At 36.9% G+C, this 23,613-nt stretch carries 23 protein-coding genes; 6 read left to right on the top strand and 17 right to left on the bottom strand.

Annotation, left to right across the window (positions count from 1 at the left end):
- Positions 1-44 precede the first annotated feature (44 nt).
- Complete coding sequence (locus ATS75_RS02275) at positions 45-680, bottom strand: TetR family transcriptional regulator C-terminal domain-containing protein (RefSeq protein WP_058558799.1); 636 nt, start codon at positions 678-680, stop codon at positions 45-47.
- A 421-nt stretch (positions 681-1,101) separates the two neighbouring features.
- Here ATS75_RS02275 and rmf point away from each other — a divergent pair, with 421 nt between their 5' ends.
- Positions 1,102-1,272 carry a ribosome modulation factor gene (gene rmf / locus ATS75_RS02270; protein ID WP_058558798.1) on the top strand — a complete coding sequence of 57 codons (171 nt, stop codon included), beginning with the start codon at positions 1,102-1,104 and terminating at the stop codon, positions 1,270-1,272.
- A 69-nt stretch (positions 1,273-1,341) separates the two neighbouring features.
- Here rmf and fabA read toward each other — a convergent pair whose 3' ends face one another.
- Complete coding sequence (gene fabA / locus ATS75_RS02265; RefSeq protein WP_058558797.1) at positions 1,342-1,857, bottom strand: bifunctional 3-hydroxydecanoyl-ACP dehydratase/trans-2-decenoyl-ACP isomerase; 516 nt, start codon at positions 1,855-1,857, stop codon at positions 1,342-1,344.
- Positions 1,858-2,062: 205 nt separating this feature from the next.
- Here fabA and ATS75_RS02260 point away from each other — a divergent pair, with 205 nt between their 5' ends.
- From ATS75_RS02260 to ATS75_RS02250, 3 genes are read left to right on the top strand one after another with little or no spacing between them, the layout of a single operon-like run.
- Complete coding sequence (locus tag ATS75_RS02260) at positions 2,063-2,920, top strand: 6-carboxytetrahydropterin synthase (RefSeq protein ID WP_058558796.1); 858 nt, start codon at positions 2,063-2,065, stop codon at positions 2,918-2,920.
- Positions 2,913-3,728, top strand: a complete 816-nt coding sequence (locus tag ATS75_RS02255; protein WP_058558795.1) for a M23 family metallopeptidase — start codon at positions 2,913-2,915, stop codon at positions 3,726-3,728. Before ATS75_RS02260 ends, ATS75_RS02255 begins: the two co-directional genes overlap by 8 nt.
- Positions 3,729-3,733: 5 nt before the next feature.
- The gene (locus ATS75_RS02250; protein WP_058558794.1) at positions 3,734-4,165 is read left to right on the top strand and encodes an acyl-CoA thioesterase; all 432 of its coding nucleotides are present in this window, start codon (positions 3,734-3,736) and stop codon (positions 4,163-4,165) included.
- A gap of 153 nt (positions 4,166-4,318) precedes the next feature.
- Here the strand turns inward: ATS75_RS02250 and ATS75_RS02245 are convergent, their stop codons facing one another.
- The 11 genes from ATS75_RS02245 to ATS75_RS02195 form a co-directional block, all read right to left on the bottom strand.
- A complete protein-coding gene (locus ATS75_RS02245) occupies positions 4,319-5,638 on the bottom strand; it encodes a Na+/H+ antiporter family protein (RefSeq protein WP_058558793.1) in 1,320 nt (439 codons plus the stop codon).
- A 13-nt stretch (positions 5,639-5,651) separates the two neighbouring features.
- Positions 5,652-7,628 carry a transglutaminaseTgpA domain-containing protein gene (locus ATS75_RS02240; RefSeq protein WP_058558792.1) on the bottom strand — a complete coding sequence of 659 codons (1,977 nt, stop codon included), beginning with the start codon at positions 7,626-7,628 and terminating at the stop codon, positions 5,652-5,654.
- On the bottom strand, positions 7,625-8,599 hold the full coding sequence (locus ATS75_RS02235) for a DUF58 domain-containing protein (protein WP_058558791.1): 975 nt from the start codon (positions 8,597-8,599) through the stop codon (positions 7,625-7,627). The genes ATS75_RS02240 and ATS75_RS02235 overlap by 4 nt, the downstream gene beginning before the upstream one ends.
- A gap of 21 nt (positions 8,600-8,620) precedes the next feature.
- A complete protein-coding gene (locus ATS75_RS02230; protein WP_058558790.1) occupies positions 8,621-9,526 on the bottom strand; it encodes an AAA family ATPase in 906 nt (301 codons plus the stop codon).
- A 7-nt stretch (positions 9,527-9,533) separates the two neighbouring features.
- Entirely contained in the window at positions 9,534-9,923 is a 390-nt protein-coding gene (locus ATS75_RS02225; protein WP_058558789.1) for a response regulator, read from the bottom strand.
- Between the two features lie 255 nt (positions 9,924-10,178).
- A complete protein-coding gene (locus ATS75_RS02220) occupies positions 10,179-11,144 on the bottom strand; it encodes an ATP-dependent 6-phosphofructokinase (RefSeq protein ID WP_058558788.1) in 966 nt (321 codons plus the stop codon).
- Positions 11,145-11,272: 128 nt separating this feature from the next.
- Positions 11,273-11,647 (bottom strand): hypothetical protein, encoded by a 375-nt coding sequence (locus tag ATS75_RS02215; protein ID WP_058558787.1) that lies wholly within the window; start codon positions 11,645-11,647, stop codon positions 11,273-11,275.
- A gap of 214 nt (positions 11,648-11,861) precedes the next feature.
- A complete protein-coding gene (locus tag ATS75_RS02210; protein ID WP_058558786.1) occupies positions 11,862-12,434 on the bottom strand; it encodes a tRNA-(ms[2]io[6]A)-hydroxylase in 573 nt (190 codons plus the stop codon).
- A gap of 72 nt (positions 12,435-12,506) precedes the next feature.
- Positions 12,507-13,133, bottom strand: a complete 627-nt coding sequence (locus ATS75_RS02205; RefSeq protein ID WP_201020944.1) for a sulfotransferase — start codon at positions 13,131-13,133, stop codon at positions 12,507-12,509.
- 7 nt (positions 13,134-13,140) lie between these two features.
- Positions 13,141-14,040: a transporter substrate-binding domain-containing protein gene (locus ATS75_RS02200; protein WP_058558784.1), complete on the bottom strand. Its 900-nt coding sequence runs from the start codon at positions 14,038-14,040 to the stop codon at positions 13,141-13,143.
- A gap of 1 nt (position 14,041) precedes the next feature.
- On the bottom strand, positions 14,042-14,416 hold the full coding sequence (locus tag ATS75_RS02195) for an MAPEG family protein (protein WP_058558783.1): 375 nt from the start codon (positions 14,414-14,416) through the stop codon (positions 14,042-14,044).
- A gap of 113 nt (positions 14,417-14,529) precedes the next feature.
- Here ATS75_RS02195 and ATS75_RS02190 point away from each other — a divergent pair, with 113 nt between their 5' ends.
- Positions 14,530-15,876, top strand: coding sequence for a DUF2254 domain-containing protein (locus tag ATS75_RS02190; protein ID WP_058558782.1), 1,347 nt, complete (start codon positions 14,530-14,532; stop codon positions 15,874-15,876).
- A gap of 45 nt (positions 15,877-15,921) precedes the next feature.
- Here the strand turns inward: ATS75_RS02190 and ATS75_RS02185 are convergent, their stop codons facing one another.
- The 3 genes from ATS75_RS02185 to ggt all read right to left on the bottom strand — a co-directional run bounded on the left by ATS75_RS02185 (position 15,922) and on the right by ggt (position 20,395).
- Positions 15,922-16,632: an SIMPL domain-containing protein gene (locus tag ATS75_RS02185; RefSeq protein ID WP_058558781.1), complete on the bottom strand. Its 711-nt coding sequence runs from the start codon at positions 16,630-16,632 to the stop codon at positions 15,922-15,924.
- 115 nt (positions 16,633-16,747) lie between these two features.
- Positions 16,748-18,442: an NAD-dependent malic enzyme gene (locus tag ATS75_RS02180; RefSeq protein WP_058559070.1), complete on the bottom strand. Its 1,695-nt coding sequence runs from the start codon at positions 18,440-18,442 to the stop codon at positions 16,748-16,750.
- A 168-nt stretch (positions 18,443-18,610) separates the two neighbouring features.
- A complete protein-coding gene (gene ggt / locus ATS75_RS02175) occupies positions 18,611-20,395 on the bottom strand; it encodes a gamma-glutamyltransferase (RefSeq protein WP_058558780.1) in 1,785 nt (594 codons plus the stop codon).
- 87 nt (positions 20,396-20,482) lie between these two features.
- Between ggt and rrtA the strand changes: the two genes are divergently transcribed.
- Positions 20,483-21,070 (top strand): rhombosortase, encoded by a 588-nt coding sequence (gene rrtA / locus ATS75_RS02170; RefSeq protein ID WP_058558779.1) that lies wholly within the window; start codon positions 20,483-20,485, stop codon positions 21,068-21,070.
- 30 nt (positions 21,071-21,100) lie between these two features.
- Here rrtA and ATS75_RS02165 read toward each other — a convergent pair whose 3' ends face one another.
- Positions 21,101-23,593: a prolyl oligopeptidase family serine peptidase gene (locus tag ATS75_RS02165; RefSeq protein WP_058558778.1), complete on the bottom strand. Its 2,493-nt coding sequence runs from the start codon at positions 23,591-23,593 to the stop codon at positions 21,101-21,103.
- Between the last annotated feature and the right edge of the window lie 20 nt (positions 23,594-23,613).

The following is a 23,613-nucleotide window of genomic DNA, read 5'->3' as shown; positions in this document are numbered from 1 at the left end:
GAACCCTTTTAGACCGATCGTCTTTTAATTAATAAAAAAAAGCGCTACCTAAGGAGCGCACGTAAAAACATTTCTGTATAAAGCATTAATGGTTGTGAGTTTTTAACTAGTTTAGCCCGCATAACAGCGCCCTCCCAGCCCACCCAAAAAAATTCACTCATTTGAGCTGCATCAATTTGTCTGCTGACTAACTTTTCCTCTTGTGCACCTTCAATACATTGTTGTACTTGTAGCTGCCACTGCTGATAGCTAAGTAATAGCTTGGTTTTAAACTCATCAGATAAATGATTGAGCTCTTGGTTTAAATTACCAATTAAACAACCTCTACTGAAGTTATACTTTTGCATACCCGCTGCAGCACTTTGAGTAAAATTTATCAACCGTTCTAAGTGAGGCACATCATCTTGCTTTAAGTATCTATTTAATTTAGCAACAAAATAATCATTGTATGCGTCAATTACAGTTAAGCCAAAATCATCCTTACTCTTAAAGTAATGATAGAAAGAGCCTTTAGGAACGCCTACCTTTTTTAAGATAGTGTCTATACCTGTGGCACTAAAGCCAAACTCGGTTAATGTTTCAAGCCCTGTAGTTATAAGTAATGCTTTAGTATCTGCATTACTGCGAACTACTTTTGGAGGACGACCACGTCTTGGTGGATTTTGCTCACTTGTTTGCATAGCTCATATTAGACCGATCGTATTTAAAAACACAAGTGTTTTGTATGATATTTACACATTTTTTTCGAATCTTACTTTATAAAAATATAAATCCTTAATTATTAGTTGTTTGTAATAAAGTTGTCATAATTACAATTTAATGATGAACTTTAGCCGGATTTAGGTGGTCACATTTAAGGCAGGAAACTGCATGTTAGCGATTAGATAGTCGTAATTTTTTTATATAAATATTGAATGTACTTTAGTGGTTTGACCACTTTGCTTTTTTATATGTTAATTCATTTTCGCATCAGCAGCTTAGTTAAAGTCAATTTATTTAATTGCTTTTATGATTTGAATTTAACAGTTTTATTAACTATTCATTAATTGTAGATGTCATTAACACTACAAATTTATAAATATAAAAGGTGAGGATTTACCTATGAAGAGACAGAAAAGAGATCGGTTAGAAAGAGCTCATTCTCAAGGTTTTAAAGCAGGTTTGGCAGGACGTTCAAAAGATATTTGCCCTTATCAACAAGTAGACCCTAAATCGGAATGGTTAGGTGGTTGGCGTGAAGCGATAGAAAATCGAAACATGTATAAAACATAATTATATAAACGAATTTTAAGCAAAAACGCCCTCGAATGAGGGCGTTTTTGTTGTCACAGTCTAATCAAATTAGAATGCACTAGTATCTTGAAATAAGCCTACTTTTAAATCTTTTGCTTCATAGATAACTCGCCCATCTACTTCAACAGTACCATCAGCCATACCCATGAATAATTTACGTTTGATTACACGCTTCATATCTAAACGGTACGTTACTTTTTTAGCTGTTGGTAAAATTTGACCTGTAAACTTTACTTCACCTACACCCAGTGCACGGCCTAAACCAGGCCCACCAGACCAACCTAGGAAGAAACCAACAAGTTGCCACATAGCATCTAGGCCAAGACAACCTGGCATTACTGGGTCACCTTTGAAATGACAATCGAAAAACCACAAGCTTGGGTCAATATCAAGTTCTGCAACGATATGACCTTTTCCATGCTCACCACCATCTTCAGTGATCGAGATGATACGATCCATCATAAGCATGTTATCACTTGGCAAACGGCAGTTGCCTTCACCGAACATTTCACCTTGACCACAAAGGATCAATTCTTCTTTTGTATAGCTATTTTTAGGTTCCATAACTCTTTTTCGTCGCTTAGAAATTGCAGAGTACTTTAGCGTACACTTGTACGCTAAACAACTCTGAGCAGTTAAAAAAATAATATTTTTGCATGAAATATCACCTGTTAGGTAAAGAACATGCCAATTGTGCGATTAGAACGCGCAATTACGAGTAAAAATCATTATAATCAGTTTGATTTTTTAACCATTATAAAGGAAGTTTATGATCCTTTTTGTTAACGCACTTACAGTAATTGATTTTTCTTATCTGTGTAATAAACGAGGCGCAGTTGGCGAAAGCTGGATTGTTGATTTAACACTGCATGGTAAGTTAAATGAAGAGTCTATGGTACTCGATTTTGGTCTTGTTAAAAAACAGATCAAAGGCATTATTGACGAATGTATTGATCATAAATTAGCTGTTCCATCACAAATTAATGGGGAACTCGTTAATCATGGTGGTTATACGACGCTTGATTGCACATTTGGTGAAGGCTATCACTTAGCGATGTCAGCCCCTAATCAAGCATATTGTTTAATTAATTCACCTGTTATCAATGAGCAAGCCGTAATAGATTTTTTAATTGCGACTATCATGCCTCAGCTACCAAGCAATATTGATAAAATTGAAATCGAATTAAAACCTGAACACAGTAAAAGCTTTTATTATCATTACAGTCATGGACTTAAAAAGCATGATGGAAATTGTCAACGAATCATACACGGGCATCGTTCTCAGTTAGGTGTATCTTTAGATGGAATGGCTATGCCAAGTATTCAAAAGCAGTGGGCAGACAAATGGCAAGACATTTACTTAGCCACCGCTGAGGATCAAATTGATGCGTCACAATTAAAACATGTCCGTGCTAAAGAATTAGACCTTTGTTTTGCTTACAATGCTGCGCAAGGATACTTTGAAATGGCTATTAGCGATTCACGTTGTGATGTATTACCAATTGATACAACCGTTGAATGCATTGCTAGTTATCTAGCTGAACAAGTTAAAATAGAAAATCCGCAGTCAGATGTAAAAGTGACTGCTTATGAAGGGGTTGCTAAGGGGTCTATTTGTTATGCGTAAAATGATTATTACGTGTGTCCTAACCTCATTAAGTGTTTTTGCACATGGCGTTGAACTCAAAGGTAATCTCACTCAAGGTGGTTTAGTTACAGGGCAGCTTGATGGCGTGAAATCAGTCACATTCAATGGTGAAAAGTTAAAAACCACGGCTGATGGAACATTTGTTTTTGGTTTTGGTCGCGATGCTAAGTTAACTCATGAACTAACTTGGGTAGACAAAGTAGGCAAAACACATAAGCAGCAACTGCTTATCACTAAACGTGATTACGATATTGATAAAATCACTGGTGTTGCAAAAAAATATGTATCTCCACCAAAAGAAGTCAGTGAGCGTATTAGTCGTGAAGCGGTTGCAGTTAGAAATGCCCGTAAAGTTGATTCAGATTTAACGTATTTCCTCGATCCTGTTTATAAACCTGCGCAAGGTCGTATTTCAGGTGTTTATGGTAGCCAACGCTATTTCAATGGTGAGCCACGTCGTCCTCATTTTGGTTTAGACATTGCTAATAAAACGGGTAGCCCTGTGTATGCGCCAGTAAGTGGAACGGTCGTTTTTGCTAATAATGATTTATATTATTCTGGTGGGACGCTAATTATAGACCACGGACACAGTGTTACTTCAACCTATATTCATTTAAGCAAATTAGATGTGAAAGTAGGTGATGAGATAAAACGTGGTGAAAAAATTGCTGAAATAGGTGCAACTGGACGAGTAACTGGCCCACATTTAGATTGGCGATTTAACTGGAAGGGCGAGCGGCTAGATCCAGCACTAATGATGAAAGACACCTTAGCGAATAAAAAGTAGAGAACATGACAACTGAAGTTAATCGCGATGAAATCATTGCACAACGAATAATAGAATCAACTACATCTGTAACAAAAACAGTTTTTCCTGGTCGTACAAACCACCACAACACACTATTTGGTGGTGACGCGCTTGCTTGGATGGACGAAGTAGCGTTTATTGCTGCAACGCGTTTTTGCCGTAAACCTTTAGTAACCATTTCATCTGATAGAGTTGATTTTAAAGAGGCTATTCCTGCTGGTACCTTTGCTGAACTAATCTCTAAGGTAGTACATGTTGGTAATACAAGTTTACGTGTTGATGTAGAGATTTTCCTAGAAACAATGCATAAAGATGACAAGCATTCTGCTATTACCGGTAGTTTTACTTTTGTTGCCGTTGATGACAACCACAGGCCAACGCCTGTTGTATGCGATAAAATGATCTACGGTTTCTAAATTTAAAAAATACAAAATATTTAATAGTACTCTGTGAGTGCTATTATTTTATAGGAGAAGAACACATCATACTTTATATGTTATAAAGATAAGCTTAGCATAGAGTGAGATAGAAAATTTAGCTAAGCAAATAAAGAATTCTGTATTCACTCTTTACAACACCATTGCCGCTATCCAACCAAAAGCTAACAGGGGGAGGTTAAAGTGAATAAAGGTCGGTACAACCGAGTCCCAAATATGGTCATGTTGACCATCTGCATTTAAACCTGAGGTTGGGCCTAATGTTGAATCTGAAGCAGGGGAGCCTGCATCACCTAAAGCACCTGCCGTACCAACAAGAGCAGCAGTTGCCATAACAGAAAAGTTTAGCTCTAAACACAATGGTACGAAAAGGGTAGCTATTATTGGCACGGTTGAAAAAGAACTACCAATTCCCATGGTGATCATTAAGCCGACCAATAAAATTAATGCTGCAGCCAAAGGTTGATTGCCTTCAATAATCTCAGCGGCACTTTGCACTAAAGATGCAACGTCACCTGTCGCTTTTATAACCGATGCAAAACCTTGAGCAGCTATCATAATAAAACCAATCATTGCCATCATAGCAACTCCCTTGCTGAATACGTCGTTATTTTGCTCCCATTTTACAATACCAAATAAACTAAAAATCATCACACCAACAAGTCCGCCTAATATCATAGAGCCACTTACACTCTGAGCTATTAATGATGTTAATACTGCCGTTATGCCAACCAGTAATACTTTTTTTGGCTGCTCAACAGTTACGTTGATTGTCTGCTCTTCTAATTCATTTGTTTTATAAGCGCGGCGTTTTCTGTAGCTAATAAATACTGCAATCAAGAGCCCGATGAACATACCAATTGCAGGTATTATCATGGCTATAGGCACTTGTGTATTAATGATTTCTAGTCCATTTTCGACTAAATTTTTATGTAAGATTGAATATAAATAAATTCCGCCAAATCCATAAGGTAATACCATGTAGGATGTAGCTAAACCAAACGTTAAAATGCAAGCAATAGCACGTCTATCTAATTTTAATCTATTAAAAAGGATTAAAAGCGGGGGTATTAAGATAGGAATAAAGGCAATGTGAACAGGTATTAAATTTTGTGATGAAATAGCACATAATAAAATAATGGATAATATAAAATAGCTCAGAGCCGTTTCACCTTTAGTTGAATAAGTCACTTTTGATAACAGCTTAGCTGCCAAAATACGTGTTAAACCTGACTTTGAAATAGCGACGGCAAAAGCGCCTAGCATGGCATAACTCAATGCTATTTCGGCACCTCCAGATAAACCCGTATTAAAAGCATTTAATGTTTCACTTAGCGTCAATCCAGCAGTTAAACCGGCAATTAGTGAACTCAAGGTCATTGCAACGATAACATTGACCCGTGAAAGTGTTAAACCAAGCATAAGTAAAACACCCACTACTACTGCATTCATAATCCACTCTAGTTTAAGAATTTGTTTTAATTAATTTTACCAGATCACGGCCGTGCTTTTTATCTTGAGATGTGAAATAGTCTTCTTTATACCTAATTTTAGAATATAAACTGGCAAACTCGGCAAAATAGGCCGCTTTTTTTGGAAATTCATTCGCCGCGAGTGATAAATAATGCAGTGGTGTAATGTTCGCTTTTGCTTTGAGCCCGTGCTTATCACACCATGTAGTTATCTCGAGAAAGTAATGGGACATTACATGCTGATTCTGTTTAGTATTCTTAGGCCAATTTAGATAGATAAAGTAACTAAGAAATATACTTATTAATACTAAAAGAGAAAATAGCGCGATTTTCCAGAGTTGGTTTGCTCCAAATAGTTTTTTTAGCAGTGAACTTTGTTTTTGTTGGTCAAATCCAAGTACCCAATTAGTCCAAGTATAATCTAAGTTTTCTAAATTTAATCTCAACCAGTTGAATCCAGGTATCTGGTTGAACCTTAATAGACTAAAATTTAAGTTATTAGTAAACTCTCCACTTAGCGAGTCTATTTGAGATAAAGATCCTGTTAAACGCTCAGGTGATACAACTGCTGTCGCATCAAAAATTTGCCAGCCTTCATTTTCTATGTACACCTCCACCCATGCGTGTGCATCATATTGGTAAATACTCAAATAATTATCTTGTTCATTTAATTCGCCACCTAAATAGCCAGAAACAACTCTGGCAGGGATGCCCACTGTTCTGAACATCATGGCCGCAGCGCTGGCGTAATGACCACAAAACCCACGTTTCTTATTAAACATAAACTCATCAATTGCACTACTGCTAGTCATAGGGTCCGGTGTTAAAGTGTAGGAAAAGCCTTGTTTCAAAAAGTAGGTTGATAATTTATTAAAAAATACCTTGTCACTATTAGTTGTCTTATAAAGTTCATACGCTAAATCCCGAGTTTGAACATTATTTAAAGCTGAATTGTCAACCTGAAGGTTTTGATTGCGTGAAGATATATTGAGCGCATCAGCACTAAAGTTTGCGGAAGTAACAGCGTAATTGATTGTATTATTTAAATAGCGTTTCCGTATTAAAAGGCCTTGTTGTGTGGCTTTTATATTTTCAGAATTAGAATAAGCCTGCTCTAAGCCGTAAAGCCAAGGTTGCGAAGATGGCTCTGCGATGATGCTATACGAAAGTAACGGCGCGTTTGGTGCATCTGCAATTTGACTTCGTTGTTGTTGCTTTGAAAAGTCCGATACTAACCAGGTTGAGCCGTCAAATTGATCATGAATAATCGCCCGCCAATAATAGGGAGCATTTGGTTTGTTAGTATTTGAAAACTTTGCTCTAAAAACTAATTCATCCGAACGAGATAGTTTTGCAATATCAAAAGGATTAACGCTTTCGGATAAGCCTGTTTTTGCTAATTTTGGACCAGGTAGCTGCCAAAATGCAGGAAGTTTAGGTAAAAATATCACTAAAAATACAGCAATGGGCAAAGCTAATGCGAGCATTTTAGTGCTTTGTTTGACAGCAAGCTTTATTTTATGTGTTGATTCAATCAACATTAACGCAGCAAAATTTAATATATAAAGCACACTTACAAGTAGGGTAGAAAGGAGTGATTGGGAAAATAAATAGACTGTCGATAAGCTGAAAAACGATAATAAAACGATTGTTTGATAGTGCTTTTTGTTTCTAGCTTGCAATAATTTAAATAAACTCGATAAAATGAGCATAGCAACAAATAATGTAACTGTATCACCGAGGCCTACGTCATAAAGTAGGAATAGCAGGCATAAACCTGCTAGTATGTTAGCGAGTATTGTGTGTGGCTTTTTCTTATTGGTAAGCGTAATCGCCAAGTTCCATACACATAAAAAACCTAATAAAACGCTAAAAGCGACAGACAGCTCAGTTGCTAAAGCCATTACTACGGCCAAATAAATTAAACTTAAAAGTAGATTAATTGGTTTTGTATTTTTTAATTGAGTCATTCTGTATCCTCAATTGTGTCTCCATAACAGCTAAGAGCTTCTAAGCACGTTGTTAAATGTTCTGTTCCTTTATTGTAAGTAAACATTTTTCCATCTAGTTTTAAAGAGTATGCTTGTCCTTTCACATTTGCTTGTGTCACTAAATAGCTTAGTTGACTAAGCCTTGACTCAGTAGTCCCCATTAAATTTGCAAAATCAAAAGCACGCTGTTCAGCTGAAAGATCCTCAAACTCTTTAATCATTAATTGTTGAGTCTTTGCATAATGTTTCCATGAGACCCTCTGTAAACTCATTCCTTGTTGATGAATAGCTAAAAATTCAAATTCATCCGTACCATTTCTAAGCTTAACATTACCTTTTTCAGTTCCGGAATTAATGGCATTCATAGAATTAGCCTTTGGGGGGAGCTGCTCCGGATAAACAAATACAGTGTGTTTTAAATTCATATAGCTCCAGACTGATACAAGCCCGAAAGGGTACTGACTTAAAATTTTAAATTTCTTAATCGCGTAGCGTCCACGCTCAGCATGAGGTAGAGACACAGTTAAGCGAGTTCTTTTTTTTATAATTTCTTGTGTCAGTATGGTTTGTTGTGAATAGATAAATTGTAACGACTGGCAATCTTTCTTAGGGTTAATTACAAAATCAAGCTGTGGTGAAATAGGGGAGTAATGGGAATGTGCAGATTTAAATTGAATAGTTAACCCATTCATGTTGCTATAACCAACGAGTATTGCTAAAACAAGCACAACGAACATTAGGTAAGCCATAGCAAGTATTAAATTATTTTGATAATTAATTCCCAAAATAAAATTGAGTATTGCTATTGTTAAAAAACCACAGCCCATTTTTGATGGCAAAACGTATATTGTATTATGCTTTAAAACTAATTCACTGCCATCGTGTTTATCCTTTAACAAAAAAGCCATTAAAGTATTTTTTAATTTTTTAAGAATATATATCTTTTTCATTGCTGCACTTATATAGCGTTGCTATAAAGGCACGGTGACTGCGTTTAATAGCTGTTCAATGTATAATTCACTGTTATTCACATCTATACCTAAACGATGTGCAGTAACATATTTGAAAATCATTTGAATATCATCAGGTGTAACAAAGTCTCTACCTTCAATATAAGCCCATGCTTGACCCGCTTTTCCAAGAGCAATACTGGCCCTAGGTGATAATGGGTTACTAAAAATACCACTGGTACGTGTGTAAGTAACAAGCTCAATAATATAATCAATAACAGGATCTGACAGCGTCGTTTTTTTTATTTCATTTTGTATATTAACCAACTCAGTCGCGTTTATTCTAGTCGGTAATAATTTATAGTCTCGATTATTGTGACCTAAAATTAGTTTTTTTTCAGCGTCTTTGCTTGGGAAGCCCAAGCTAACTCTCATCATGAATCGGTCTAATTGTGACTCAGGTAATGGGTATGTCCCAGATTGATGAAGCGGGTTTTGTGTTGCTATCACAAAAAAAGGGCTGGGTAGGGGGTAAATATCTCCATCCATTGAGACTTGTTTTTCTTCCATCGCTTCTAGTAACGCACTTTGTGTTTTCGGTCCAGCGCGATTAATTTCATCAGCGAGTACTACTTGGCTAAAAATAGGACCTTTGTGAAAAGCAAATGAATGTTCAGTTGCATTAAAGATACTTGTACCAAGTATGTCGGAAGGAAGTAAATCACTCGTAAATTGTACACGTTGGTATGATAAACCTAATACAGAAGCTAACGCATGAGATAACGTGGTTTTCCCCATCCCGGGAAGATCTTCAATCAATAAATGGCCTTGACTAAATAGGCAAGTAAGTGCCAATTTTATTTGCTCATTTTTACCGTAGATAACACTTGAAAGATCATCAATAATATCATTAATAGTATCGTGCATAGTGACCTTAAAAGTGCTCTACAATTTCTAAACGTTTCATTACGGTATCTACTTTTTTAGCGTTAAAAGGTTTTGCAATAAATCCTTTCGCACCAAGTTCCCATGTATTTTGAACATTCTCTAAACTGTTGTGGCCAGAGCACATGACAACATGAGTTTGTGGGTAATTATCGTTTATGAATGCTAATATCTCAGTGCCATCTGTGTCAGGTAGTTCGATATCAAGGAAAATAACGTTGGGTGATTTTTCTTCAATGAGTGATTTAGCAGATTCAAAGTCACGGCTTTCTAAAATATCCTCGAAACCGAGCTGAGTTAAGATTTGATTTAAGTAGTCACGAATATCTTGAACATCATCGATGATCAAAATAGGTTCGAGTGGGCGAACAAATTCCATCTTTTTTACTTCTTGTGTACAGCTTAAATTGTACTTTTAATACTATGCTAAGCGATAATGAAGCTCAAGAAAGATACACGAATAAAATCAAGTTATTTGACTTAAAACAAGTAATGTCCGATACCGTCTAGTATTGGACATTGCAATATGATTATCTAATGATAAGGAGAATATATAACCAAATAGCATAGCCATATATTAACAGCCTATAATTTATATTATGTTAAATAAGGTTCATTTGTACCATTTGCTACTCTAAGACCCACAAAATATTGATATTAAATTTTCAAGCTCATTGGCAATTTCATGCTTTTTTATAACGTGCTCAAATTCAGTTAAACAATATTTGTTATTAACAATCCCTGCCATCATCCCTGTTTTATATTCTATTAATGCATGTACACTCAAACTGCCTAGCCCAATTGCTAGCATACGATCATTTGATGTTGGGTTACCACCACGTTGTAAATGACCTAGTTTTGTTAAGCGAAGATCTATGTGTGGATTCTCATTTTTTATTTTCTTACAGACTAAGTCAGTTCCAGTTTCATCTCCTTCAGCAACAACGACAATAAATGCATGTTCATTGTGATAGCTTTTAATATCTGTTACTAAATGCATAATATCGTTTTTACTTTCAGGAATTAATATTGAATCTGCGCCTGACGTCAATCCAGAATATGCAGCAATATAGCCGGAGTCTCTGCCCATAACTTCAATCACAAATACACGATTATGTGATTCTGCTGTATCACGAATTTTATCAATACACTGCATTGATGTATTTACCGCGGTATCAAATCCAAGCGTATAATCTGTTCCCGCTAAATCATTATCAATTGTGCCTGGAATACCAATACATTGTATGTGGCATAATTGCGTTAGCCACATAGCGCCTTTAAAACTTCCATCACCACCAATAATAATGAGCGCATCAATTTTGTTTTTATTAATTGTATTAATTGCGCTTTGTCTGCCTTGTTCTGTTTTAAAAGCTTCACAACGTGCTGTCTTTAAAATTGTGCCGCCTAGGTGCATTGTTGATTGTAACGTTGTAGCATCTAATGAAATTAAATCGTTGTTTATTAGCCCCTCATAGCCTTTACGAATCCCCGTTACTTTTATATTAAATTGTTGGGCCGTTTTAACAACAGCATATAACGCTGTATTCATACCTGGTGCATCACCACCCGAGGTTAAAATACCGATATGTTTAATCATTATTTTAGTGATCCATTGTAATTAGTTTGTTTATATATTAGATGCGTTTCATTACTTCGTGTGAAAAATCAGCGCTAACATTGATCCAGTTAATAATATTAAACAAATATTTGGATGAGATAGAGACCCTACTTCTGTTGAGCGAATAACTTTGTATCCGCTTTTATTTTTAACACTTTTCTAAAATGGAGTTTTGTTTGTAACAAGTCTTTATTTGACACATTGATATAAACCATAGGTGTGGATTGTTTGCTTGCGAGTATTTGTAATTGTTGATATTCAACAGTATTTATTAATTCATCATCAAAATATTGGCTTGTTTTACTGTAAAACGTGGGGTTATTGTAAATATCTATGTGCCAAATAATGGACTCATACATGCTACTCGAAATCTCTTGCACATTTTGGTTTGATTGTAGAAATTTAAATTCGCTATAGATTGAATTGCACGCAAGTCCAATCCCAATTACAGACACTGTTGTTAAAGCCATCATCCATTTCATATTAACCCTCACAAACAAAGCTATGAGTAAAGAAATTTAAACCATAAAAGATTTAAATAACATGTTAGTAATCCTACTTTATAAAAGTATAGACAATACTGTGATGATTGAAGCGTTTTTAAATGGTAAAGCTTAGGCAGCAATATAAACTGCAGATATAATTAGGCTGTTAAAGTAATTTTACAGCCTATTTAACATAATAGGAGTTCGGAAATTAATGCAAAGCCGCTGTGAATGGTATCCCTTTACAAATGTCTGCTTCAGCAATTAATATTTCTTCAAGTCGTATGTCGACTTCTTTTTTGTCAAAATATTCATAGGCTAATTCAACAAACAAGTTTTTATGTTTTTCTTCTGATTTTGCAATTGCCGCATAAAACTCTTTCTCTTTACCTGCAGGTAACGCTTCTGCCACAAGTGAAAATCGCTCATGTCCCCTCGCCTCTATTACTGCACCTACGAGTAATCTGTCCATTAAAAATTCATCACGACCATTTCTGAATACTGCACGTATTTGTTTAACATAGGGATCTTTTTGATCGTTCCCCAAATTCACATCACGATCTATCAGCAACTTAAGTACTTGTTTAAAGTGAATCATTTCTTCAAGTGCTAAATCAGTCATTGCTTTAACAAGTTTTCGACGATCAGGGTAATGTGACAACATAGACATCGCCATACCAGACGCTTTTTTTTCAGCTGCCGCATGGTCTTGTAAAAAGGTATCAAAGTCGGCTAGAACAGCCTCCGTCCAAGAAAATGGAGTGTGGTATTTTAATTCAAACATGGTTTAATTTACTAAAGAATCAATCATTCAATTTTACCGTAATCAATTGATAAAATCTTCTATAGGCGAAAGTTAATAAATAACTTTATCTATTTTACCATTCGTTGTTGAAGCTACTTTATGTGGATGTTTAATATTGTTCCAGGCAGTTACTTTTCCACCCATATTCATCTTTTTAAAGTCATTTAAGTGTTCAGGTACAGAGCAATTTAAAAAATCGCACAGCTGTTCAAAGCTTGATTTATGACTAATATTGATAGACAAGAAGTCATGCTCTCTATTTTTAAAATAGCCGTGAGCTTGCTCAAAATGATGTAAATACTGTTCTTTCAGATAATTATCACAGGCTATATTATCTAGCGTTAAATTTTTAAAGGTGTCTGAGTAACAACGCTTTATATGCGGGTTAAAACCTCCGTCTTCTCGCGTCAGATTATTAAACATTCTTTGTAATAGTTGACGAATAGAGGGGGCCCACAAGCTAAAATCTCGTGCTAAATAAATAAATTTTGAGTTAGGATACAGTTTGTCAAGAGCAACAAAATCATTAAAAACCGGTGTGTCAGCAATGACTTGAGCGTCATTTATGCATTGCTTGGTATATGCAGTATGCGCGGTGTTGAATCCTAGTTCTAAAAATGTATGGCACACGCTGGTTGTGCCTGTTCTGGGGAGGCCTATTATGAAAATGCGATTAATGTTCATATTATTCTTTGGAATTAGTGATTGAGTCTGGTTCAAACCACAATGCACGACTATTAAGCGGTGTTAACTCTGACATGTGTTTGTTAGTTATAGGAATAATGGTTTTTTGTTCTAGCTTTGCTTTTTGAATTGCTTCGGTGAAATAACGATTGAAAAGTTCATCAAATTTACCGTTCTCATGCATTCGTTGTAAACCCAATGAAATCGCTTTATGGATATCAGGACGTTTAGGGTTCACAAAATAATATATTGCTGCCGGGTATTTAATCGCTATATTGGGTACCACTGAGATGTTTGTTTTTGAACCTAGTTGTTTAAGCTCCCACTCAGTTTCTAAAATAGAACGCGGGAACGCATCCCCTCGCCCTTTGTTTAACATGCTAAATAACGCATCATAACTCGTTGATGTTGAAACTTCGAAACCATTGTCTACTAAAATTGCTGTATCAGGCCAATCATGGCCTTGGATAAAATCGATTTTAGATAGAGCCGTTACATCATTGATATTTGCAAACTTTTCGAGCTTATCTTGCGTAGTAAATAATAAACGAAGCCCATATAACCCCTTATAAATCGGTATTCTAATAGGCAGTAAATCTTGTTCTCTTTCAATGCTTGTCATTGACCAAACTACATTAACAAGCTGACCTTCAACCAACTCTTTTAGAGAGCGGCTTTGCACCATATTCACCGATTCTTGTAATGTATGTTCAAACTCACTGTGCTCTAACGCAAATTTTAATAATACTAACGGATACCAGCTATCTACTTTGTGTTCGCGTTCAGGTTTTGGGTAATAAACATCTAGACGTTTTGTTAGCTGCACTGATGTCTCATCAGCAACACCCTTTGTTGAGGTGAAGCACACAATTAAGACACTACATAACAGCCATAATTTCATTTTAGAAAAACCGATTAAACAATAAGAAAAATGCTGATAGTGCCAGTACAGCAAACGTTGACAGCATGCCTACAACACGTAATTTAAAAGTCCCATCGGTTAATGCAATACTGTGGCAAATTCGCCCAAACACTAATAAACCGCCCAAAATATGACAATAATGGCTACCTAACCCTTGAAACTCAGCTAAAAAAATTAAAATAAGTGCAAAAGGTACATACTCAATAAAATTTCCATGGGCGCGTGTTGCCCTTATCAATGATTCGTTGTTATCTGTTCCTAAAGAGATTTTATTCGCTTTTCGGACTTTAACAACATTCATACTAAGGTGAATGTACATAAATGCTAAGACAGCTGCGTAAAAAGAGATAATCACAATTTAATTCCAAGAATTTTTTTCTATGATATCACAAGATCACATTTTAAATAGCCAGCAATAAACTAGTTTTTTATGTTACCTTGTTAATAAAACAGGTCAAAAGGAAGTGTATGTTCGCACCACGTAAAATTGCCAACAATTATAGAGAAATGATTAATAGCATAGGCTTTTACCCATCTGTTTTATCAGTGAGTTTTCTCATTTTAGCGACTATAACAGTATCAATTGAATACACGTCACCCATCTCTCAGTTAAAAGATCAAATAAACGTGCTGTTAGTTGATAGTGAAGAAAATGCACGGACTATTCTAAGCACGCTTGCAGGCAGTGTTATCTCGCTAACGGTGTTTAGTTTTTCAATGGTAATGGTCGTTTTAAACACCGCAAGTGCTAATTTATCGCCGCGTGTAATACCCGGTCTTATTACTAAAAAATCACATCAACTGGTACTTGGTTTTTATCTTGGTAGCATTATTTACGCAATTATTATGTTAATTAATATTAAGCAGATGGAGGATTATGTTGCGATTCCCGCTTTAGGTGTGCTTATTTCACTCATTTTTGGCTTAATATCTTTAGGTCTATTTGTTTACTTTATACATTCAATTTCAAAAGCTATTCAAGTTGATAATGTTCTAAATGATTTGTTTAAGCATACTAAAAAAGAGATCACAGATGTTATCGAACGGCAGAAGGCGAATCCAATCAATGAGTTTCCTGAGTTTAAATCATGGCACTCGATTGAAAGTACAACTGAGGGTTATTTTAAAGGGGTTAATTCTGAAAAACTCTGTGAAATTCTTGCTCAAGAAAAAATTGAAATTTACATTGTTGTTAATCAAGGCTACTTCACTGTTAAAGGCTACCCTTTCTTGAAGTGTGACAGTGATTTATCTGACAAACCAGAGTTAGTTGAAAAGTTATTAAATTGCTTTATTTTTTATATCGAAGAATATATTAGCGATCATTATCGCTACGGTTTAACCCAAATATCAGAGATTGCAGTTAAAGCAATGAGCCCTGGTATAAACGATCCTGGTACCGCAGTAAAAGCTATTGATATGTTGAGTATTTTATTAATTGAAAGGTTAAAAATTAGCGATATAAACTACTCATTCAAACACGCAAATAAATACCCGCTTCTTTATATACACGAGACATCATTTGAAGAACTACTTCATGATAATTTTACCCCGCTGCGTAATTATGCAAAATCAGACGCCTATGTTATGACTAACATACTTGAAGCGTTCAAAAATATTTTGTTTACAGCGCACGAAAATGAGCAAGCCACAGTTAATTTATTCAATTATTTAACGGCAATAGTTGACGACATAAACGAACAAACGTCTAACCAATATGATAGAACCGAAGTAATAAATATGCTCAAATCAATACAAAGAATTTCACCAAAGAAAGGTGAAATTCTATTAAAGAGGTTTACAGATAAGATATAGAACTTAGCCACGGTGAAAAGCATATTTCTCGCCGTGGTATATCTTTTAATTTTCGATTAAATAAATTGCATAACTTGATGCAGAAATTGTAATTTCCCCTGCATGATATGAATCAGGAACTACGCCTCCTGACTCACTATCAGATAACATAGCCATTTTAGCTCTTGCGTAAGGTTGTACACTAGTATCCATTGGTCTCATTGAAGCACTGTACAAACCTTTAATCTCAACACCATAGTCATTAGCAAACTCTTTAGCTGCTTGGCGGGCATCTTTTATTGCTAACTTTTGCGCTTGTTGATGTAATTCATCATATTTACTTGAAACAAATTGCGTGTTGTTAATTTGGTTAATACCTTCATTAACTAAGCTTTGTAATAGTGTTGGGTATTTATCAATTGAATTAAGCTTTATTGTTATATTACGCGATACTCTAAAACCAACAAACTCTTGTGCATTTGTTTGCCGATTATATTTGGTTTCACGGTAAATATTTATTTGCCCAGCATTAATATTCTTATCTAAAGCGCCAGAATTTTTAGCAAGCTTAATTGCTTTAGCCATGGTTTTGTCGGCTTTATTTTTTGCAGCTAGTAAGTCTTTTTCAACTTCAACAATGCCAACGTTTAGTAAGACAGTGTCAGCAGCCGTCGTAATTTCTGCTTGACCTTGAATATAAATATGCGGCGCACTTGGTGTACTTTCAGCAAACACATTAAAAGTGAGTGCCGCAGCAAGTAAAGGTAAATAACGCATAACATTCCTTAATAATTAAATTCCGTCTATTAGATACCGTACGTGGTTAATCGAAAATGAACAAGCGAAAAAAAACAGACCGAAGTCTGTTTTTCAAAATATAATTACGAAAAGTTTAGTTACTTACACGTTTATAATTACGATATTTAGGTAACCAATAATTTTTATCAATTGCGGCCCATAACATGTCATCAGTTATCTCAAGTGCCACACCTTCTTCAATCGCTTTTTTTGCTACCCCAAACGCAATGCGTTTACTTAAGGTTTCAATCTCAGTCAGCGCGGGTAACAAGCTCCCCTCACCTGTGTTAGCTCGCGGTGAAGACTCTGCTAATATTTCACTTGAAACCATCAGCATTGCATCAGTAATTCTGGTTGCCTTTGCAGCAATAACACCTAAACCAATACCTGGGAAAATATAACTATTATTACATTGTGGGATTGGAAACGTTTCACCGTTGTAAACAACCGGTGAGAATGGACTTCCTGTCGCTACAAGCGCTTTACCATCAGTCCATTTAATTACGTCCTCTGGTAATGCTTCTACTTGCTTAGACGGATTACTTAATGGAAAGATAATCGGCTGTGCACAATTACTATGCATAGCGCGAATAACTTGCTCGGTAAATAAGCCCGGTTGGCCAGAAACACCAATTAAAATATCAGGCTGAGCGCAGTGCATTACATCTAATAATGATGCAAATTCACCGCTGTATGTCCACTGTGCTAAATCGTCGGTTTGTTGAGCCAAAGCTTGTTGGAAATCACGAAGCCCTTGCATTCCTTGTGTTAATAGACCAAAACGGTCAACCATGAAAATTTGGCTTCTCGCTTGTGTATCCGAAACTCCCTCAGAAACCATTTGGCTAATGATTTGCTCGGCGATACCGCACCCTGCAGAGCCTGCACCAACAAATACCACTTTTTGATCCGATAGTTTTTCACCCTTAACACGGCACGCAGCCAATAGAGAACCCACGGTTATAGAAGCGGTACCTTGAATGTCATCATTGAAGCTGCAAATTTCATTGCGATAGCGTTTAAGTAATGGCATCGCATTAGGTTGTGCAAAGTCTTCAAATTGTAAAAGCACATTAGGCCAACGACGTTTAACAGCCTTAATAAATAGATCTAAGAATTCATCATATTCATCTTGGGCTATACGTTTGTGACGTGCCCCCATGTACATTGGGTCATTTAATAACTTTTCATTATTTGTACCCACATCTAGCATTACAGGTAATGTATAAGCAGGGCTTATACCACCACATGCAGTGTAAAGAGATAACTTACCAATCGGAATTCCCATGCCGCCAATACCCTGGTCGCCAAGGCCTAGAATACGTTCACCATCAGTAACAACAATAACTTTAACTTTACCTTTTGTTGCATTACGAAGGATATCGTCTATTTGATAACGGTCTTCATATGATATGAATAACCCACGTGCACTGCGATAGATGTCTGAGAATTTTTCACAAGCATCGCCTACTGTTGGGGTATAAATAATTGGTAGCATTTCTTCAAGGTGATCACGCACTAAACGATAATACAAAGTTTCATTATTATCTTGAATTGCGCGTAAATAAATATGCTTATTCAGGTTATCACTAAAACTTGAGTACTGCTGGTAACAACGCTCAACTTGCTCTTCAATTGTTTCGTAGCGTGGCGGTAACAAACCCGCAAGGTTAAAACTTTCCCGCTCTTTTTGTGTAAATGCACTACCTTTATTTAATAGAGGAGTTTCGATCAGGCCCGGGCCTGAGTGATGAATATAAAGATAATTTGGATCGGTATTTGTAGTCATAATTCCAAGCTTAGCGATGTCTTTTAAATTTGATCTGTCATTATTAGGCATGAATAAAAAAAAGCAATGAGATTCAACCTTGTCAGACCATTCATAATGAGAAGAAAGCGCAATGAATCACCGCGCTTTATAGTTTATTGTACATTATCTTAAGAATACGATTAAGGATTATTCGTCAGAATTAGATGCTTTAATTGCAATATCTTTATCCCCTAAGGCAATACCTTCACGGCGTGGATCAGCTGCACCATATAAAGCCCCATCTATTAGTTCAACTGCATGTAAACCTGAATTTAAGTCTCTAACGTGAACAGTGTGTCCACGCTTAGTAAGCGATGCCTTGAGTGTTTCTACCGGCATACCTTTTTCAATTGTAGTGTAACGATTACGGTTCGTTACACGGCCAAGGTTAATGGCTTCTTGAGCGCTTAAATTCCAATCTAAAACACCAATAAGTACATGGGCAACATAGTTAATAATACGGCTACCACCGGGTGACCCTACAACTAAACGCAAGCTCCCATCTTTATTAAATACCATAACTGGTGACATAGAGCTGCGTGGGCGTTTTCCTGCTTCCACTCTGTTAGCTAATAATTTACCATCTTTGTAAGGTGAAAGTGCAAAGTCCGTTAGCTGATTATTTAGAATATAGCCATTCACCATCACAGTGGAGCCAAAGGCCATTTCAATAGAGCTGGTCATTGATACTGCATTTCCAGCACTGTCTACAATTGACACATGCGATGTTGAGGGTAATTCATAAGCATCATCCTGTGCATAAGCTAACTTTTCCTTAGGCTCTCCAGCTACAGCAGGTGTATCTTTTTCAGTAATGAGTGCACTACGTTGTTTTATATAGTCTGCTTCGAGGAGTTCTTGAGTAGGAATATACGTAAAATCAGGGTCACCCATGTACACATTACGATCGGCAAATGCCAAGCGTGATGCTTGGGTAAAATAATGAATGGCTCGTTCTGAGTTTGGCTCGTACTGTGCTAATTGTTTACTCTCTAGTAAAGCAAGAATTTGAATAACTGCTACACCACCGCTGCTAGGTGGGGCCATCGAACATACGGTGTACTCATGATAAGGTGCACAAACAGCGTCTCGTTGTACACTTTTATATTTTTTCAAATCGTTTACTGACAAAGTGCCTGGTGCAATTTTGCTTGTTTGAACTGCTTCAACCATTTGCTTAGCGTTATCACCTTTATAAAAAGCATCAATACCATGAGCGGCAATGGCTTTATAAATATCGGCTAAAGGTTGATTCTTTTTGATAGTGCCAATAGCCAATGGCTCGCCTTCGACAAAAAAGTAATCGCGTATAACGTCAAGTTCAGTAACACCCGGATTGAAACGCTTGGCAAGTAGTTTATGTAATCTTGGAGAAACTTTAAAGCCTTGTTCGGCTATTTCAATTGCTGGCTTAAACAGTACTTCCCAAGGGAGTTTCCCGTATTGTTTGTGTGCGTTAGCAAAAGCATGTAGCACACCAGGCACACCCACTGAACGCCCACCTACAACGGCTTCAATCCACTTAACAGCTTTGCCATGTTTATCTAAAAACAGTGTCTCATCTGCATTCTGTGGTGCCGTTTCGCGGCCATCAAAGCTTGTTAGCGTTTGTGTTTTATTATCAAAATACATCAAAAATGTACCGCCACCAATTCCTGAGGATTGCGGTTCAACGAGCGTTAAAACTAACTGTGTAGTAATCGCTGCATCAATTGCACTGCCACCAAGCGCTAATATCTTTTGACCGGCTTCAACTGCGTAAGGATTAGCAGCTGCCACCATAAAGTTATTGCCTAAGACTTGCTGCTTTATTTGTTGCCCAGTCGCCGCCTCTGGCTCACGTGTTTCGCGCGGTGTGATACTTTCAGCCGCTAACGAAGGAATAAAAACGGTAGCGACTAATAGTGCTGCTTTTGAAAACTTAAATAACATAAAATAGCTTAATTACACTTAGATAATTGGCATCTTAAAATTAAACGGGCACAATATGCAAAAGAATGCTGTAAAAATAAGAATTAAATGTTCAATTTGCCCCTTCAACTTCGTTTTATCTTACCTCCACTTTGCTTGATGGCATTTAGCACATTACTCGCACTGTTAAATTTGAATGAATTACTTGAGTTTAACCGTGAGTTAATAGAACAAGGTCAAGTATGGCGGTTAATAACAAGCCAATATGTCCATGCTAATTTGACGCATTTAGCTTTGAACTGTGCGGGCATTTTGCTTATTTGGTTACTCCATGCAGAACACACAACACCAAAAAGTTATGCTATTCATACTTTATTGCTCGCAATATGGTGCGGTTTAGGTATTTATATATTTTGCCCTGATATACATATATACACAGGCTTGAGCGCGCTGCTGCATGGCGTTATTGTGTGGGGGGCTGTCAAAGACATCAGCGTCTCAATGAAATCAGGGAGTATTTTATTTATTGGTATTTGGGTGAAAATAATCCACGAACAATACACAGGCCCAAGTGAACAAGTTGGCCAATTAATCGCTTCAAAAGTAGCAATTGATGCCCATTTAATAGGTGCGGTTGGTGGTCTCGTTTTAGCACTCCCATTGATTATTAAATGCATAAAAAAAACGCCAAACTAAGTTTGGCGCTTATCGTTATTTATTAAGAAACTAAAGTGTTTCTTTAAACAACTTATAAATACGACGGTATTCATCTAACCAGCTAGAAGGCTGAACAAAGCCATGTGGTTCCACTGGGAAAATCGCCGTTTCAAAGTTTTCTTTCTCAAGCTCAATAAGACGCTGTACTAAACGAACTGAATCTTGGAAAAACACGTTATCATCAACCATCGGGGCGTTGATCAATAAATGATTTTTTAACCCTTCAGCAAAATAAATTGGTGAGCTTCTTTCATAAGCAATAGGGTCAACATCTGGGTGGTTTAAGATATTAGACGTGTATGGCGCGTTATAATGTGCCCAATCAGTCACAGGACGAAGCGCAGCCCCTGATTGAAATAAATCAGGCTCGGTAAATAGAGCCATAAATGTCATAAAGCCGCCGTAAGAGCCACCATAAGTGCCCACAGCACCAGTATCTACATTGGCATTCTTAGCCATCCAGCTAACACCATCTACTAAATCTTGTGTCTCTGGTGTACCCATTTGGCGATATATAGCTGTACGCCAGTCACGACCATAGCCTTTAGAAGCGCGATAATCCATGTCCATAACGACATAACCTTCAGAAGCTAAAAGAGAATGGAACATAAACTCGCGGAAGTATCCAGACCAACCCATATGAGAGTTTTGTAGATACCCTGCGCCGTGATTAAAGATAACAGCTTTACGATTTTTTCCGCTCTCGCCTTCAACATAATCAGCAGGATAATATACTTTAGCGTAAATTGGTTGCTCAGTGTGGCTTGAAGGAACCGCAACAATCTTAGGTGCAATTAATTGTTTTGCTAAAAATTCATCAGAAACTGTATCGGTCAATTGTGTTGCTTTTGCATTAGCAGTGGTATCCGCGACAAACAATTCCGGTGGCGCCATAATCTTAGAGTGAGTTAATAATAGCTTTGATTCATCTGGACTAAGTTGATAATCAGTCATGCCATCTAAGTCAGTGATCTGCTCAGATTGCGCTGTTTGCGGATCAACACGATAGATTTCATAAAGACCTGGATGCTCAACGTTCGCTTTATAGTAAATAGCACTATTATCAGCAGTAAGTGTTAAGTTAGATACAACAAACTGACCTTTCGTAAGTTGGGTTGCTTTACCGTTTAATGATTTTTTATAAATGTGGCTGTAGCCAGACTCTTCTGATAGATAATAAAGCGTATTTGAGTTATTCAGCCAGCCAAAATCATTATAGGTATAGTTAACCCATGCATCATCATGTAAGCGGTGCTGAGAGACAAGTGCATTGCTTTTAAAATCAACCGATGCAATCCAGCGGTCTTTGTTATCCCATGCTTCAAGCATCAGGGCAACTTGAGAACCATCGTGATTCCATCTAATAGCACTTTGCGACCAGCCCCAATCCATCATTAGATTAATTGCACGAGGTTCTTTTTTCGACTCGTACGTTTTACCATCACGCGCGTGGTTTTCTTTTTTTACAGCGGCAAGTACATCTTCATCAAAGCCTGGTAACGTATCAAAAGCTAGCGTGTTTTGAGTTTGCGCTACTAAATCAATATATATCACTTCAGATGTTTGCGGTTTTGAATCAGCAACTCTGCGGCGCACTTTTTCTGATTTTACACCCGCGTTATCTGTAATGTAATTAGGCATGATGTCTGTGTCTTCACGCCACGGGCGGTCTTCAGTCACAACGGCAATCAGTGCTTGTCCATTGGGTGACAACTGCACATCGGCAATGCGATTACCTTTGCCTAAGTAAAACTGTGAATTAGCAATACTGGCATTTTGCTCATTCAACTGCTCTTTACGTGCTTGTTTATCAAGTTTGTTTTTATGCGTTAGCGCTATGTAGTCAATCAGTTTATGTTGCTCTTTGGCAATGTAACTACTTGGCTCTTTAACGCCTGAAGGTTTATCAGCAAGGTGAAGGTTTACAAGTTCAACGCGTTTACCTGTGCTTAAGTCAACCTTAAAAAAAGCATTTGCTTGGCGAAATGCAAGTGACCCGTCAGTTAAAAACTGAGGCTTAGATTGCCTCGCACTATCGTGTGTGATCTGTGTAATGTTACCTGATTGAACATTTTTGACGAAGATATTACCTTCAAATACATAGCTTTGCAGTGATTTGTCAGCAGAATACACTGCATTTTTAGCGCCTAATGAGTGTAATTGCGAAAGCGCAACTTGACTAGCTTGTTGAGCGTTAATCGCTTGCGTGTACAAATCGCGTAGCGTATTGCCTTGTTGTTTTTGTGCATACACAATATTTTTTGAATCTGCGGCCCAAAAAGCACGCTCTGGCTGGCGGCCTAACCAATCAGGATGCGCCATAGCTTGCTCTAATGTTATTTGGCTTGTCCCTGTGTCGCTTGGTGTTGCTACAACACTTGGTACAGTAGATTTAGAGGCTTGTACTGATGGTGTAGAGGCAGTCGTTTGACAACCGCTAAGCATAAAGCTTGATGCGATTGCCAACGCGATTAACGTTTTATTTGCTGTTTTTACAATCATAGTGCTTCTTGAAGATTATT

It is taken from the genome of Pseudoalteromonas sp. H105, from assembly GCF_001469215.1.
Lineage (GTDB): Bacteria > Pseudomonadota > Gammaproteobacteria > Enterobacterales > Alteromonadaceae > Pseudoalteromonas.
Note: the sequence above shows the minus strand (reverse complement) of the source record. Positions and strands in the feature narration are given on the sequence as shown.

Bases quoted from the DNA above. Each gene is read 5' to 3' on its own strand.
- ATS75_RS02255 (WP_058558795.1), top strand. From the start codon at position 2,913: ATGCGTAAAATGATTATTACGTGTGTCCTAACCTCATTAAGTGTTTTT.
- ATS75_RS02230 (WP_058558790.1), bottom strand. From the start codon at position 9,526: ATGCACGATACTATTAATGATATTATTGATGATCTTTCAAGTGTTATC.
- ATS75_RS02235 (WP_058558791.1), bottom strand. From the start codon at position 8,599: ATGAAAAAGATATATATTCTTAAAAAATTAAAAAATACTTTAATGGCT.
- ATS75_RS02245 (WP_058558793.1), bottom strand. From the start codon at position 5,638: ATGAATGCAGTAGTAGTGGGTGTTTTACTTATGCTTGGTTTAACACTT.
- ATS75_RS02185 (WP_058558781.1), bottom strand. From the start codon at position 16,632: ATGCGTTATTTACCTTTACTTGCTGCGGCACTCACTTTTAATGTGTTT.
- ATS75_RS02225 (WP_058558789.1), bottom strand. From the start codon at position 9,923: ATGGAATTTGTTCGCCCACTCGAACCTATTTTGATCATCGATGATGTT.
- ATS75_RS02275 (WP_058558799.1), bottom strand. From the start codon at position 680: ATGCAAACAAGTGAGCAAAATCCACCAAGACGTGGTCGTCCTCCAAAA.
- ATS75_RS02260 (WP_058558796.1), top strand. From the start codon at position 2,063: ATGATCCTTTTTGTTAACGCACTTACAGTAATTGATTTTTCTTATCTG.
- ATS75_RS02180 (WP_058559070.1), bottom strand. From the start codon at position 18,442: ATGACTACAAATACCGATCCAAATTATCTTTATATTCATCACTCAGGC.
- ATS75_RS02215 (WP_058558787.1), bottom strand. From the start codon at position 11,647: ATGAAATGGATGATGGCTTTAACAACAGTGTCTGTAATTGGGATTGGA.
- ATS75_RS02210 (WP_058558786.1), bottom strand. From the start codon at position 12,434: ATGTTTGAATTAAAATACCACACTCCATTTTCTTGGACGGAGGCTGTT.
- ATS75_RS02240 (WP_058558792.1), bottom strand. From the start codon at position 7,628: ATGACTCAATTAAAAAATACAAAACCAATTAATCTACTTTTAAGTTTA.
- ATS75_RS02190 (WP_058558782.1), top strand. From the start codon at position 14,530: ATGTTCGCACCACGTAAAATTGCCAACAATTATAGAGAAATGATTAAT.
- ATS75_RS02250 (WP_058558794.1), top strand. From the start codon at position 3,734: ATGACAACTGAAGTTAATCGCGATGAAATCATTGCACAACGAATAATA.
- ATS75_RS02220 (WP_058558788.1), bottom strand. From the start codon at position 11,144: ATGATTAAACATATCGGTATTTTAACCTCGGGTGGTGATGCACCAGGT.
- ATS75_RS02165 (WP_058558778.1), bottom strand. From the start codon at position 23,593: ATGATTGTAAAAACAGCAAATAAAACGTTAATCGCGTTGGCAATCGCA.
- ATS75_RS02200 (WP_058558784.1), bottom strand. From the start codon at position 14,040: ATGAAATTATGGCTGTTATGTAGTGTCTTAATTGTGTGCTTCACCTCA.
- fabA (WP_058558797.1), bottom strand. From the start codon at position 1,857: ATGGAACCTAAAAATAGCTATACAAAAGAAGAATTGATCCTTTGTGGT.
- rrtA (WP_058558779.1), top strand. From the start codon at position 20,483: ATGTTCAATTTGCCCCTTCAACTTCGTTTTATCTTACCTCCACTTTGC.
- rmf (WP_058558798.1), top strand. From the start codon at position 1,102: ATGAAGAGACAGAAAAGAGATCGGTTAGAAAGAGCTCATTCTCAAGGT.
- ggt (WP_058558780.1), bottom strand. From the start codon at position 20,395: ATGTTATTTAAGTTTTCAAAAGCAGCACTATTAGTCGCTACCGTTTTT.